At 70.2% G+C, this 13,551-nt stretch carries 13 protein-coding genes; 3 read left to right on the top strand and 10 right to left on the bottom strand.

Translation table 11 applies throughout. The features are described 5' to 3' along the window. Window positions 1-114: 114 nt before the first annotated feature. The 10 genes from pstB to HQQ78_RS10990 form a co-directional block, all read right to left on the bottom strand. Window positions 115-894 carry a phosphate ABC transporter ATP-binding protein PstB gene (pstB, locus tag HQQ78_RS11035; protein ID WP_043597259.1) on the bottom strand — a complete coding sequence of 260 codons (780 nt, stop codon included), beginning with the start codon at window positions 892-894 and terminating at the stop codon, window positions 115-117. Between the two features lie 64 nt (window positions 895-958). Next, on the bottom strand, window positions 959-2,053 hold the full coding sequence (gene pstA / locus HQQ78_RS11030) for a phosphate ABC transporter permease PstA (RefSeq protein ID WP_173153203.1): 1,095 nt from the start codon (window positions 2,051-2,053) through the stop codon (window positions 959-961). Continuing rightward, window positions 2,053-3,015, bottom strand: a complete 963-nt coding sequence (pstC, locus tag HQQ78_RS11025) for a phosphate ABC transporter permease subunit PstC (RefSeq protein ID WP_137847466.1) — start codon at window positions 3,013-3,015, stop codon at window positions 2,053-2,055. Before pstC ends, pstA begins: the two co-directional genes overlap by 1 nt. A 145-nt stretch (window positions 3,016-3,160) precedes the next feature. Further along, window positions 3,161-4,261: a phosphate ABC transporter substrate-binding protein PstS gene (locus HQQ78_RS11020; protein WP_371740464.1), complete on the bottom strand. Its 1,101-nt coding sequence runs from the start codon at window positions 4,259-4,261 to the stop codon at window positions 3,161-3,163. 226 nt (window positions 4,262-4,487) lie between these two features. Further along, entirely contained in the window at window positions 4,488-5,429 is a 942-nt protein-coding gene (locus tag HQQ78_RS11015) for an NUDIX hydrolase (protein WP_056043236.1), read from the bottom strand. Further along, window positions 5,426-7,597, bottom strand: coding sequence for an RNA degradosome polyphosphate kinase (locus HQQ78_RS11010; RefSeq protein ID WP_056043235.1), 2,172 nt, complete (start codon window positions 7,595-7,597; stop codon window positions 5,426-5,428). Before HQQ78_RS11010 ends, HQQ78_RS11015 begins: the two co-directional genes overlap by 4 nt. 154 nt (window positions 7,598-7,751) lie before the next feature. Then, window positions 7,752-7,970 (bottom strand): hypothetical protein, encoded by a 219-nt coding sequence (locus HQQ78_RS11005; RefSeq protein WP_054146872.1) that lies wholly within the window; start codon window positions 7,968-7,970, stop codon window positions 7,752-7,754. A gap of 142 nt (window positions 7,971-8,112) precedes the next feature. After that, window positions 8,113-9,447 (bottom strand): hypothetical protein, encoded by a 1,335-nt coding sequence (locus tag HQQ78_RS11000; protein ID WP_173153200.1) that lies wholly within the window; start codon window positions 9,445-9,447, stop codon window positions 8,113-8,115. Window positions 9,448-9,540: 93 nt separating this feature from the next. Then, window positions 9,541-10,371, bottom strand: a complete 831-nt coding sequence (gene mshD, locus HQQ78_RS10995; protein ID WP_173153197.1) for a mycothiol synthase — start codon at window positions 10,369-10,371, stop codon at window positions 9,541-9,543. 13 nt (window positions 10,372-10,384) lie between these two features. Continuing rightward, complete coding sequence (locus tag HQQ78_RS10990; RefSeq protein WP_056043227.1) at window positions 10,385-11,065, bottom strand: winged helix-turn-helix domain-containing protein; 681 nt, start codon at window positions 11,063-11,065, stop codon at window positions 10,385-10,387. Window positions 11,066-11,178: 113 nt separating this feature from the next. On the opposite strand from HQQ78_RS10990, the gene HQQ78_RS10985 reads away from it, so the two are divergent. From HQQ78_RS10985 to HQQ78_RS10975, 3 genes are all read left to right on the top strand, one after another. After that, a complete protein-coding gene (locus HQQ78_RS10985; protein ID WP_056043223.1) occupies window positions 11,179-11,469 on the top strand; it encodes a hypothetical protein in 291 nt (96 codons plus the stop codon). Between the two features lie 202 nt (window positions 11,470-11,671). Beyond that, window positions 11,672-12,295 carry an FABP family protein gene (locus HQQ78_RS10980; RefSeq protein ID WP_043597230.1) on the top strand — a complete coding sequence of 208 codons (624 nt, stop codon included), beginning with the start codon at window positions 11,672-11,674 and terminating at the stop codon, window positions 12,293-12,295. A 34-nt stretch (window positions 12,296-12,329) separates the two neighbouring features. After that, window positions 12,330-13,550 carry a folate-binding protein YgfZ gene (locus HQQ78_RS10975; RefSeq protein ID WP_173154817.1) on the top strand — a complete coding sequence of 407 codons (1,221 nt, stop codon included), beginning with the start codon at window positions 12,330-12,332 and terminating at the stop codon, window positions 13,548-13,550. Window position 13,551 lies beyond the last annotated feature (1 nt).

The following is a 13,551-nucleotide window of genomic DNA, read 5'->3' as shown; positions in this document are numbered from 1 at the left end:
CCGTCGCCACGCCAGAAGAGGCGGTCCACCACGTGGTGGACCGCCTCTTCTCGTGTGCCCCTCACGGACACGCCGCGGGTGGGTGCGCCTCACCCCGAGGAGGCGCGGCTCCGATCAGCCGAAGCGTCCCGACACGTAGTCTTCCGTGGCCTGCACGCTCGGGTTCGAGAACATCTTCGCGGTGTCGTCGTACTCGATGAGCTTGCCGGGCTTGCCGGTGCCCGCGATGTTGAAGAACGCGGTCTTGTCGCTGACGCGGCTGGCCTGCTGCATGTTGTGGGTCACGATGACGATCGTGTACTGCTGCTTGAGCTCCTCGATGAGGTCCTCGATGGCGAGCGTCGAGATCGGGTCGAGGGCCGAGCAGGGCTCGTCCATCAGCACGACGTCGGGGGAGACCGCGATGGCGCGCGCGATGCAGAGGCGCTGCTGCTGACCACCCGAGAGGCCCGAGCCGGGCTTGTCGAGGCGGTCCTTGACCTCGTTCCAGAGGTTCGCGCCCTGCAGCGACGACTCGACGAGGCCGTCCTGGTCGCTCTTCGACATGCGACGGTTGTTGAGCTTGACGCCCGCGAGCACGTTGTCGCGGATGCTCATCGTCGGGAACGGGTTGGGGCGCTGGAACACCATGCCGACCTGTCGACGGACCAGGACGGGGTCGACGCCGGGGCTGTAGAGGTCGTTGCCGTCGATCAGCACCTCGCCCTCGACGTAGGCACCGGGGATGACCTCGTGCATGCGGTTCAGCGTGCGCAGGAAGGTCGACTTGCCACAGCCGGACGGGCCGATGAACGCGGTGACCGTGCGGGGCTCGATGGTGATGTTGACGTCTTCGACAGCCTTGAACTTGCTGTAGTAGACGTTGAGGTCGTTGACCTCGATGCGCTTGGACACGGTGATTCCTTCGGGGTGGGAGCCGGGCGGGAGCCGGGACGGGGTGTGGGTCGGGGCGGCCGGGTCAGCGGCCGAGCTTGGGGGCGAAGACGCGGGCGATCACGCGGGCCAGCAGGTTCAACGCCATCACCAGGAGGATGAGGGTGAGGGCCGAGGTCCAGGCTCTGTCGATGAACGCGGCGGCGTCGGTGCCCTGGCTGACGTACGAGCTGTAGGCGAAGACCGGAAGCGACTGCATGGCTCCGCCGAACAGGTTGTAGTTCATGTTCGCCGTGAACCCGGCGGTGATCAGCAGCGGAGCCGTTTCGCCGACGACGCGGGCGATGGCGAGCATGACGCCCGTCGTGATGCCGGCCACCGACGTGGGGATGACCACCTTCAGGATGGTCAGCCACTTCGGCACGCCGAGGGCGTACGACGCCTCGCGCAGCTCGTTCGGCACCAGCTTGAGCATCTCTTCGGTGCTGCGCACGACGACCGGGATCATCAGCACGGCCAGGGCGACCGAACCGGCCGCGCCCATGCGGACGCCCGCACCGAAGAAGATGACGAACAAGGCGTAGGCGAACAGGCCGGCGACGATCGACGGGATGCCCGTCATGACGTCGACGAAGAACGTGATGGAGCGGGCCAGGCGGCCCTGGCCGTACTCGACCAGGTAGATGGCCGTGAGCAGTCCGATCGGCACGGAGATCACCGCGGCGAGGGCGGTGATCAGCAGGGTGCCCGTGACGGCGTGCAGCCCGCCGCCGCCGGCGCCGACGATGTTGCGCATCGACATGGAGAAGAAGTCGGCGTCGAACCGGTTCGTCCCGGACGTCACGACGGTGATGAGCAACGACACCAGCGGCACGAGCGCGATGATGAACGCGGCGCTCACGAGGGTGGTGACGACGCGGTCCTTCGCCCGGCGGATGCCCTCGACCTGCATCGCGACGACGAACACGAGCGCGGCGTAGAGCACGGTCCCGAGGACGATCGCTCCGACCCAGTTGAAGGTCTCGGTGACGTCGGCTGCGTTCAGGAGGGCGAAGACGACGCCCATGACGACCCAGCTGCCGAGCAGGATGACGAGGGGCGCGGCCTTGGGCAGGCGCCCCGTCGTGAGGGCGTTGACCGTGCGGGTGGACCGGCGCACGCCGGCGGTGGTGGTGGCCATCAGTTCGCTCCCGAGAAGGCCTTGCGGCGGTTGATGACGTAGCGGGCGATCGAGTTGACGATCAGGGTGATGACGAAGAGCACGAGGCCCGTCGCGATGAGGGTGTTGATCCCGATGTCGTGTGCCTCGGGGAACCTCAGGGCGATGTTGGCCGCGATCGTCGACGAGTTCGTCGACGTGAGGATCGCGGGGTTGATCACGAGGGCGGGTGACAGCACCAGGGCGACGGCCATGGTCTCGCCGAGCGCGCGTCCGAGCCCCAGCATGGCCGACGAGATGATGCCGGGCCGGCCGAAGGGCAGCACGGCGATCTGGATCATCTCCCACCGGGTGGCGCCGAGGGCCAGGGCGGCCTCCTCGTGCAGCACGGGCGTCTGCAGGAAGACCTCGCGGCTGAGGGCGGTGATGATCGGGAGGATCATCACGGCGAGCACGATCGAGGCGGTCAGCAGCGTGCGCCCGGTGCCCGAGACGGGGCCGGCGAAGAGCGGGAACCAGCCGAAGGTGTTCACGAGCCAGTCGTAGAACGGCTGGATCGCCGGGGCGAGCACGATGCTGCCCCACAGGCCGAAGACGACCGAAGGCACTGCGGCCAGGAGGTCGATGACGTAGCCGAGGCCCTGGGCGAGCTTGCGGGGAGCGTAGTGCGAGATGAAGAGCGCGATGCCGATGGCGACCGGCAGGGCCATCAGAAGGGCCAGCGCGGCGGCGTAGACGGTGCCGAAGGCCAAGGGGCCGACGTACTGCCAGAAGGTGCCGGGGTAGCCCGAGAGCGAGACCTCGCCCGGGGCGGCGGTGAGTGCCGGGATGCTCTGCACGACGAGGAAGAGGGCGACGGCGGCCAGGATCGCGAGGATGAGACCACCCGCGACGACGGTGCTGCCCGAGAAGATCCGGTCGGCGGGACGTCGCTTGGGCTTCGGGACGACGGCGGGGGCCGAGGTCGTGGCGGGGGCGGTCATCGGACGGGGTCCTCCGGAGGCTCGGGTGGGGATCGGGGGCGAACGGGTGCGGGTGTGCTGGTGGTGCAGGTGCTGGTGGTGCCTGTCAGGCCGACGGCCCGGGAACGCACGCGGTGCGTTCCCGGGCCCCCGAGGTGGTGCGGTGTTACTTGATCAGTGCGATGGCGTCGGCGACCTGACCCGAGAGGGTGCTCGAGATCGGGGCCGAACCGGCGGCGTCGGCCGCGGCCTTCTGGCCTTCTTCGCTGGTGACGTACGAGAGGTACGCCTTCACGAGCTCGCCCTTGGCGGCGTCCTCGTAGGACTCGCAGGCGACGAGGTAGCTGACCAGGACGATCGGGTACACGCCGGATGCGGTCGAGGTCCGGTCGAGCGCGATGGCGATGTCGCCCTCGGTGCGGCCTTCTTCTTCGGGCGACTCGTCGACGATGGCGGCAGCGGCCTCGGCCGAGTAGCCGACGAAGTCGTCGCCGACCTTGACCTTGACGGTTCCGAGGTCACCGGCGCGCGAGGCGTCGGCGTAGCCGATGGTGCCGGTGCCGTTGGTGACGGCGTCGATCACGCCGGTGGTGCCCGAGGCGCCCTCGCCGCCGAACGCGGTCGGCCAGGTGCCGTCGGCCTCTTCGGTCCAGGTGTCGCCGGCCGTGGCGTGCAGGTAGTCGGTGAAGTTCTCGGTGGTGCCCGAGTCGTCCGAACGGTGGACGGCGGTGATGCCCGTGCTGGGCAGGTCGGCGTCGGGGTTGTCGGCCTTGATCTCGGAGGCGTCCCAGGTGGTGATCTTGCCGCTGAAGATGCCGGCGAGGGTGGCGGGCGTCAGGTTGAGCTCGTCGACGCCGTCGAGGTTGAAGACGACCGCGATGGGCGAGACGTAGGCGGGCAGCTCGACGATGCCGGTGTCGGGCGTGCAGCCGGCGAAGGTGCTCGACGAGATCTCGTCGGTCTTGAACGCGCGGTCGGAACCGGCGAAGTCCGCGGCACCCGAGATGAAGCTCTCGCGGCCGCTGCCCGAGCCGGAGGGCTCGTAGCCGATGTTGGCGTCGGGGTTGGCGGTCTGGAAGGCCGCGACCCAGGCCTCCTGGGCGGCCTGCTGCGACGAGGCGCCGACGCCCTTGATGGAGCCGGAGACGTCGCTGGACGATGCGCCGCCCGAAGGCGTGGCGCCGCCTTCGTTGCTGGCGCAGGACGCGAGGAGCATGGTTCCGACCACGGCGATCGCGACGATGCTGCCGGTGCGCTTGAAGTTCACAGGGGGGTCCTTTTCGGGATGTGATGGCTGGGTGCTGTGGGCCAGGTGCCGACCCGTGCGAGACGCTACGGCGACGGGTTAACCACGGTCGCCTGCCCCGGTGAACGGAAGGTGAACGAGGGGGGAACATCGGCCCGGACAGGCGCGTCCGGACGGCGGTCGACCCCCGCCCGGTGCGGGCGGGGGTCGACCGTCTCGGCGTCGCGAGGAGCCGAGGAGGCGCGGGTCAGGCGGCCGGGCCGTGCGTCTCGATCGCGACGAGCGCCGTGTCGTCGACCGAGACGTGCAGCACCGTGAACTCGGCCGTGCCGAGCGACGAGGCACGGCGCAGGTCGATGCGGTCGCCCCCCTTGGTGCCCAGCGAGATCTGGCGGATGACCTCGGGCAGCACCGGGCCGTGGCTGCAGATGACGGCCGCGGCCTTCTTCTTGAGGCGTTTCTTGACGACGCCGGCGACGTCGTCCGTGCCCTGCTCGAAGGCGTCCTGGCTGATCGCGTCGGTCTGCTTGACGCCGACCCGGGTCAGCTCGGAGAGGGGCTCGAGGGTGGCCAGGCACCGCGCCGCCGTGCTGCTGACGATGCGGGTGGGGGCCCAGGCGGCGATGACGGGGGCGACCGACCTCGCCTGGCGGCGGCCCTGGGGCAGCAGGGGGCGCGTGGCGTCCGAGCCGTGCCAGTCGGACGGCGAGGTCGTCTTGGCGTGGCGCAGGGCCACGATCGGGAAGGTGCGGGCCGTGCCCGTCGCCACCCGGTCGGCGAAGCGCTGCAGCACGTCGGCGTCGCGGGCGTAGGTCAGCATGGCCTTCGCCTTCTCGATGCCGACCCACTCGATGGCCGCGACCTCGTGGTTGGGCGTGAACGTCCCGGCCGCGGCGAAGGACTCGTCGGTGACCTCGGCGGACCAGTAGTGCACCACCTTGTCGCGACCGCCGGGCAGCAGGTACTCGGCCGTGCCGAGCGGGGCGCCCAGCGTCACCCGGTAGCCCGTCTCTTCGTGGATCTCGCGCACGGCCGTCTGCGGCGTCGCCTCGCCCGGGTCGACCTTGCCCTTCGGCAGCGAGACGTCGCCGTGGTGGTCGCGGTGGATCAGCAGCACCCGGACCTTGCCGTCGACGAGGCGCCAGCAGACGGCACCCGCGGCGACGACCGTCGTCGAGGTGATGGTCATCGCTTGGAGCGCTTCCGCTGCGTGATGGCCTTCATCTGGGCGTTCTGCAGATCGGTCAGCGAGCGGCCGTCGGCGTCACGCGCGTGGCGGGTCCAGGTGCCGTCGGCCTCGAGCCACCACGAGGCGGTCTCGTCCGACATCGCCTGCTCGAACAGGTCGGCGACCTCGGCGAGGTGGTCGGCCTGCGTCAGGCGCACCAGGGCCTCGACGCGACGGTCGAGGTTGCGGTGCATCATGTCGGCGCTCCCGATGAAGACCTGCGGGTCGCCGTCGTTGAGGAACCAGAACAGACGGCTGTGCTCGAGGTACCGCCCGAGGATCGACCGCACCCGGATGTTCTCGCTCAGGCCCGGCTCGCCCGGCTTGATGGTGCAGATGCCGCGCACCCAGACGTCGACGGGCACCCCCGCCTGGCTCGCCTTGTAGAGGGCGTCGATGATCTGCTCGTCGACGATGGAGTTGATCTTGATGCGGATGCCGGCGGGTCGGCCGGCCTGGGCGTTCTCGATCTCGTTCTGGATCTGCTTGAGCAGACCTCGGCGGAGGTAGCGGGGAGCCACGAGCAGCCGCTTGAACTTCTTCTCGATCGCGTAGCCCGACAGCTCGTTGAACAGGCGCGTCAGGTCTTTCCCGACCTGGTCGTCGGCGGTGAAGAGCCCCATGTCTTCGTAGATGCGGCTGGTCTTCGGGTTGTAGTTGCCCGTTCCGATGTGCGTGTAGTGCTTGAGCGTGCCCTTCTCCTGGCGGATGACCAGGGCGAGCTTGCAATGGGTCTTGAGCCCGACGAGGCCGTAGACGACGTGCACGCCGGCCTTCTCGAGCTTGCGGGCCCAGGTGATGTTGTTCTGTTCGTCGAACCGCGCCTTGACCTCGACCAGCGCGAGGACCTGCTTGCCCGCCTCGGCGGCGTCGATGAGCGCCTCGATGATCGGGCTGTCGCCGCTGGTGCGGTAGAGCGTCTGCTTGATGGCCAGCACGTTGGGGTCGGCCGCGGCCTGTTCGAGGAACGCCTGCACGCTGGTCGCGAACGACTCGTACGGGTGGTGCACGAGGATGTCCTGCCGGGCGATGCTCGCGAACATGTCGGGCTTCATGTTCGGCTCGGTCTGCTGCAGCTGCACGGCGGTGGTCGGCAGGTGCTTGGGGTACTTGAGGTCGGCCCGCGGCATCTTGGTGATCTCGAACAGGCCGGCCAGGTCGAGCGGGGCCGGCAGCTTGTAGACCTCTTGATCGGTCACGTCGAGTTCGCGCACGAGCAGCTCGAGCGTGACCGGGTCCATGTCGTCGGTGATCTCGAGGCGGATCGGCGGACCGAACCGGCGGCGCAGCAACTCGCGCTCGAGGGCCTGGATGAGGTTCTCCGACTCGTCCTCGTCGACCTCGACGTCCTCGTTGCGGGTGACGCGGAACACGTGGTGCTCGACGACCTCCATGCCGGGGAAGAGGTCTTGCAGGTGGTTGGCGATCAAGTCCTCGAGGGGGATGAATCGCACGCGCCCGCTGTCGTTGTCGGGCAGCTGCACGAAGCGCGGCAGCATCTGCGGCACCTTGAGGCGCGCGAACTCCTGTCGCATCGTCTTGGGGTTGCGGACGCGGATGGACAGGTTCAGGGACAGCCCCGAGATGTAGGGGAAGGGGTGGGCCGGATCGACGGCCAGCGGCATGAGGACCGGGAAGATCTGCTCGGCGAAGATCTCGCGCATGCGGACCCGGTCGGCCTCTTCGAGGTCGGACCAGTTCTCGATGTGGATGCCCGCGTCGTCGAGGTCGGGCTTGACGAGGTCGAGGAACGCCCGGGCGTGGCGTTCTTGCAGCTCGTGGGCCTTCCGGTTGATGTCGGCCAGCACCTCGTTCGGCCCGCGCCCCACGTTGGTCGGCACGGCGAGGCCCGTCGCGATGCGGCGCTTGAGGCCGGCGACCCGCACCATGAAGAACTCGTCGAGGTTGCTCGCGAAGATCGCCAGGAAGTTGGCCCGTTCGAGCAGCGGCGTGGTCGGGTCTTCTGCGAGCTCGAGCACGCGCTGGTTGAACGCGAGCCAGCTCAGCTCGCGGTCGAGGTAGCGCTCGGCGGGCAGGGTGCCGTCCTCGAAGCTGACGATCTCGTCGAAGTCGTCGAGGAAGTCGGGGGTGACGCCGGCGCCGTCGACGCGGGGTTCGCTGCTGTCCATCGCACCATCGTGCCACCCCCGACCGCCTCGCAGCGTCGTCCCGGGTAAACGCGAGATGACGTGTGGACACCCCGGCGCGGGGGAGGAGCGGTCGAGGGGACGACGACGCCCCCGCCGGGTGGGCGGGGGCGTCGTCGCAGTGGAGGACCTGCGGTTACTTCTCTTCGTTCTTCAGGGCGAGGCCCAGGGCGAAGAAGGTCGGCGCCCAGTGGCCGATGAAGATGCCCCAACGGTCGGACTGGGCCTTGTCGGACGAGTCCTTGCCCTGCGAGGCGATCCAGGCCACGAGGGCGATCACGATCGAGGCGAACCCGCCCCAGTAGGCGTGCTTGCTCTGGAGGCCGAGATCGGAAAGGAACTTGACGGGGTTCATGTTGTTCTCCTGACGATGGGATGCGTGCCTTGCGCGGTGCCTCAATCCACTCCCCGGTGCTGGGAGTGCGGTGGCAGGTCGGCTCGGACCCCAGGAGTAGGCGTCGCCGCCCCGCTTCTGTACCCCGGCTGTACCCCTTGGGTCAGGTGAGCGGCGTGGCGACGCTCGAGGTGAACGTGGCGCCGTCGGCGGTCACGTCGCTGATGAGGCCGCCCACCCGCACCGGCACGGGGGCGAGCGAGCCGTAGACGCCGCTGTTTCCCGCAGCATCGACGCCCTGGGCGGTGAAGGAGGCCGAGCCCGGAGTCGTGGTGCTCACCGTCCACCCGCCGTCCTGCCAGTCACCGACGGTGAACTGCGGCGCGGACTCGAGTGTCCACTTCTGGCCGGACAGCGTGTACCGACCGGACTCCGTGTCGTACAGGCCGAAGCTGCAGCCCTCCGGACGCAGGTCGGTCGAGGCGATGCAGCCCGCCACCCAGGCGTCGACGGCCGCGGTCGCCGCCTCGGTGCCGGCGGGCGTGAGCGCGGTCGTGAGCAGGGTCGGTTGGGCGATGGCGTCGGCGCCTTCGACCACGGCGGTGGCGGCGGTCGCCGAGTACGACTCGTTCTCGGCGGCGAGGGCGACCTCGTAGCTGCCGGGGAAGGCCTTGAGGCTCACCGATCCGTCGGACCCCCGGGTCACGGGAGTGCCGTCGACGGCGATCTCCGCCGATGCCGGTCCGGCGACCTGCACCGAGACCGTGCCGAGGTCGACCGGCTGGAGCGCCCATCGGTCGAAGAAGAGGAGATCGCGCCCGTCGCGCACGAGAGTGAACTCCTGGGCGTGGGTCGACCCGTCGCCGCGGCGCACGACGGTCTCGACCTGCGCGTCGTCTCCGTCGGTCGAGACGGCACCCACCTGGAACCCGTCGACCCGGTCGCCGGCCGCGGCGTAGGCGTCGTCGGTCAGCAGCACGTCGCCGTCGGCGACCTCGGTGCCGTCGAGCGCGAGGGCGCGTTCGACCTCACCGGCCTGGACCGCGCCGAGGTAGTCGCGGACGGTCGCCTCGGGCCGGTGGGAGGCGCTCATCGTGGCGAACGTCACGGCACCCGCCACGACCAGCACGAGCAGCAGGGCTGCGCCACCGATCAGGCCGATCAGCAGTCGTCGACGTCGTGCGGCCTCTTCGGGCGTCCTCGGTGCCGGGGGAGTCGGAGCCTGCGCGTACGCGAACTGCGAGGTCGGCTGGCCCGAGGCGTCGTACGGCTGCTGGTACGCCCCCTGCGGCTGTCCCTGGTCGCCCTGCTGCGGCGAGGAGCCGTAGAGCTGGTCCCCGTAGCCGGTCGCCTGGTGCGGGTTCCCCTCGGGCTGCTGCCCGTACGGCAGTCCCTGGTACGGGAACGCGGCGGGCTGCTCGTGGCCCCCGGCCGGTGCCCCGTCGTGCTGCGGCTCGTCGTGCCCCTGGTCGCCGTCCGGTCTGGTCTGATCGGTCATGATGCCCCCTCGATCGCTGTCATCCGATCCGCAGCATATCGGTGGACCGGAGGGGCCCGCACCCCCCGAGGACGGGCCGTGCCCGGGCGGGGTTCAGCGGGTGAGGGTGTACTGCACGTCGACGGCGTGGTCCGTGAACCCGCGGGCCGCGTAGAGCCGGAGGGCGGCGGTGTTGTCCCCTTCGACGTACAGCGCCGCGGTGCCGGCACCGCGCTCGGCGAGGCGCGCGAACCCGGCGTCGACCACCGCGCCTCCGAGTCGTTCGCCCTGGTGGTCCGGCGAGACGCCGACCGCGTAGAACTCCCCCGGCTGACCCTCGTCGAGCTTCAGCCAGCAGAAGGCCAGCAGGTCGTCGCCGCGCCAGAGCAGGAGGAAGTCGTCGGCGTCGAACCACGACTCGGCCTGCCGGGCGTCGAGGTCCGCCTGGACGAGCGAGCCCTGCTCGGGGTGGTCGGCGAACGCGCGGGCGTTGAGGTCGAGCCAGGCCTCGTCGTCGACTCCCGGCCGGAACGAGGCGACCCGGTCGGCGTCGTGGAGGCGGGGCGCACGGGGTTCGGCGGGGACGTCGGCACGCTGTTGCAGCAGGCGACGGGTCTCGGCGAGGCCGAAGCGCGCGGCGAGCACGCGGGAGCCGGGGTGGTCCCCGTGTGCCCAGAACAGCAGCGGGCCCTCTGTCTCGTCGACGAGTCGTTGCAGCAACTCCGCACCGCGACCCTGTCGGCGGTCGTCGGGATGCACGACGAGCTCGGCCTCGCCGTCGCGCAGCACCGCCGCGGCGTGCGCGTCGCCGACGACGGTCGCGACGCCCGACCGGACGTCGACCAGGGTCTGGTCGGAGAACGGCGGGCTGCCGTCGGCCGTGGTGGCCGCTCGGGCGAGCGTGGGCACGAAGGAGGCGCCGGTCGCGTCGGCGGCGTCGGTCACCGCGACACCGTGCTCACGAGACGACCGCCTGGGCGTCGTCGTCGTAGACGTTGAACCGGTAGCCCACGTTGCGCACCGTGCCGATCAACGACTCGAGGTCGCCGAGCTTGGCCCGGAGTCGTCGGACGTGCACGTCGACCGTGCGCGTGCCGCCGAAGTAGTCGTAGCCCCAGACCTCGCTGAGCAGCTGTTCACGGGTGAAGACGCGGGAGGGATGCGTGGCGAAGAAGCGCAGCAGCTCGAACTCTTTGAAGGTGAGGTCGAGGGGGCGACCGTGCACCTTCGCCGAGTAGCTGGCCTCGTCGATGACGACACCGGAGGCGTGGATCTTCGAGCCGTTCTGCGACTGCGCGAGACGACCGGTGACCAGTCGGATGCGGGCGTCGATCTCGGCGGGGCCGGCCGTCTCGAGGATGACGTCGTCGACGCCCCACTCGCTGTTGACGGCGGTCAGTCCGCCCTCGGTGAGCACCAGGACGAGCGGCACCGTGACGCCCGTGGTCCGCAGGATCTTGCAGAGCGACTTGGCGCTGGCGAGGTCGACGCGGGCGTCGACGAAGATCAGGTCGCTCGAGGGGGCGTTCACCAGTTGCGCGGGTTCGGCCGGGATCTGCCGGGTACGGTGGCTGAGCAGGGCGAGAGACGGCAGGACCTCGGGGCCGCCCGCAGACGTCAGTACCAAGAGCTGCGCCACACGACCTCCAGTGAATGTACTGTCGAGCAGTCTAAAACATGAGACCCCGCCACTCCGACCATCCGATGCTAGGGCAGGTCGGCAGAACGGCGGACACGAACGAGGGACGAACGGTGCAGACAGGCGAACGAGACGTCGACGCGACGACGGCACGGCTGAAGCCGATCACGGTCGTCCCGGTCTGGGCCGCCACGCTCGTCGTGGCCGTGCTGATCGGCCTGCGGTCGCCCGCCTCCGAGTACTGGGACCACGTCGTCCTGGCCCTCGGCGGGGCCATCGTCCTCACCTTCGTGCTGCAGCTCGCCACGAGCCAGAAGGACGGCCTGGTCTCACGCACGATGCTCAGCACCTGCGGCAGCCTGGTGATCCTGGCCGTCGTGACGGGCGTCTTCGCACTCGTCTGAACGCCCGACCCCCGGCTCGTCTGAACGGTCGCCCCGAAGGGCTGGGCACGTCCGCGGTCGCCGGGTAGGCTCGACGGCATGGATTCCCTGCTCGCACTCGAGGTGTTCTACATCGGGCTCCTCGGCCTCGCCACCCTCGCCATCGGCTTCGTCTCGGTCGTCGTCCTGCTCAAGTTGTTCAAGGGTCAGCGCTGACCGCTCCATGATCGACATCCCCACCGACCTGCCGTCCGAGCTCGTCCCCCTCTCGTGGTTGATCGGCGTCTGGCAGGGCACCGGCGTCGTCGACTACAAGATCGGCGAGGGCGACCCCGACTCCGAACCGGGCACCGAGCGTCGCACCCACGAGTTCGGGCAGCGCATCAGCTTCAGCCACGACGGCCTGCCGTTCCTCAACTACAGCTCGTTCACCTGGCTGCTCGACGACGAGCACACGCCACTGACGAGCGAGACGGGCTACTGGCGGCTCGAACGTCCGGCCGAGCCGGGTGACCGCGGCCCGGGCATGCTGCCCGGCGTCGGAGTCCAGCCCTTCACGTCGGCCCGGGCGGTCGAGATCCTCCGCACGCCCGACGACGGCTTCGGCCTCGAGGTGCAGATCGCCCACCCGACCGGCGTGAACGAGCTCTACCTCGGACGGGTCAAGGGGCCGCGGATCGACCTCGCGACCGACGCCGTCGTCCGGTCGAGCAACGCGAAGGAGTACTCGGCGGCCACCCGCATGTACGGCCTCGTCGAGGGCAAGCTCTTCTGGGCCTGGGACATCGCGGCCCTCGGGCAAGAACTGCGCTCGCACGCATCCGGGCAGCTGGCGCGCGTTGACTGACGTCGGCGACGCGTCCCCCGACACCACGGGCCCCGTGGTCTCGCCCTTCTCGTCGCGCGACGGCTTCGTCGACGACGGCTCGGGCGTGGCGTCCCACTACGGCAATCCGCTCGGCGAACAGCGACTGCTCGCCCGGGGAGCGGCGATCGTCGACCTCTCCGACCGTGGCGTGCTGACCGTCACGGGGCCGGACCGGCTCAGCTGGCTCAACTCGCTGACGAGCCAGGCCCTGGTCGGTCTCGCGCCGGGCGTCTCGACCGAGACCCTGCTGCTCGACGCCAACGGCCGCCTCGAGCACGCCGCCCGCGTCCTCGACGACGGCGAGACCACCTGGCTGCTCGTCGACCGCGCCGAGGTCGAACCGCTCGGCACCTGGCTCGACCGGATGCGCTTCATGCTGCGCGTCGAGGTCGCCGACCGCACGGCCGACGTCGCGACGATCGGCTCGATGCACGACCTGCTCGACGGCCCCGACGGCCCCGACGGCTCCGACGGCCCCGACGGCTCTGCTCCGATCGTCCCGGTCCTGACGTCACACGACACGGCGCTCGTGTGGGTCGACCCCTGGCACGAGGTCGCGGCCGGCGGTCACAGCTACGCCGACTCCGACCGTCACCCGGGTCACGACTGGACCTACCGCGAGAGCCTCGTCCGGCGCTCCGACCTCGACGCCCTCGCCTCGTCGCCGGCCGACCGGCTCGCCGTCGCGGGCACCCTCGCCCTCGAGGCCCTGCGCATCGAGGCCTGGCGTCCCCGGCTCTCGACCGAGGTCGACGAGCGGACCATCCCGCACGAGCTCGACTGGATGCGCAGCGCCGTCCACCTCACCAAGGGTTGCTACCGCGGGCAAGAGACCGTCGCCAAGGTGCACAACATCGGTCACCCGCCGCGTCGGCTCGTCATGCTCCACCTCGACGGCAGCGACGGCGTGCTGCCCCAGCGCGGTGCCGAGGTCGTGCTGGCCCCGGTCGCCGGCGGTGCCCCCGACGCAGCCGCCACCGCAGGAGGCGCGGTGTCCGATCCCGAGGCGACCGCACCCAAGTCGGTCGGGCACGTCACGAGCGTCGCCCTGCACCACGAGCTGGGCCCGGTGGCCCTCGCACTCGTCAAGCGCGGCACCGACGAGGCCGCACCGCTGGCCGTCGTCGTCGACGACCTGATGATCGCCGCTGCGCAAGAGATCGTCGTGCCCGCCTCGGCCGGTGCCGCCGCAGGCGTTCCCCGGTTGCCGCGCCTCGGCGCCGTCCGCCGCTGAC

This window comes from Frigoribacterium sp. VKM Ac-2859 (assembly GCF_013204925.1).
Classification (GTDB): Bacteria; Actinomycetota; Actinomycetes; order Actinomycetales; family Microbacteriaceae; genus Frigoribacterium.
This window is presented reverse-complemented; position numbering and strand designations above follow the sequence as displayed.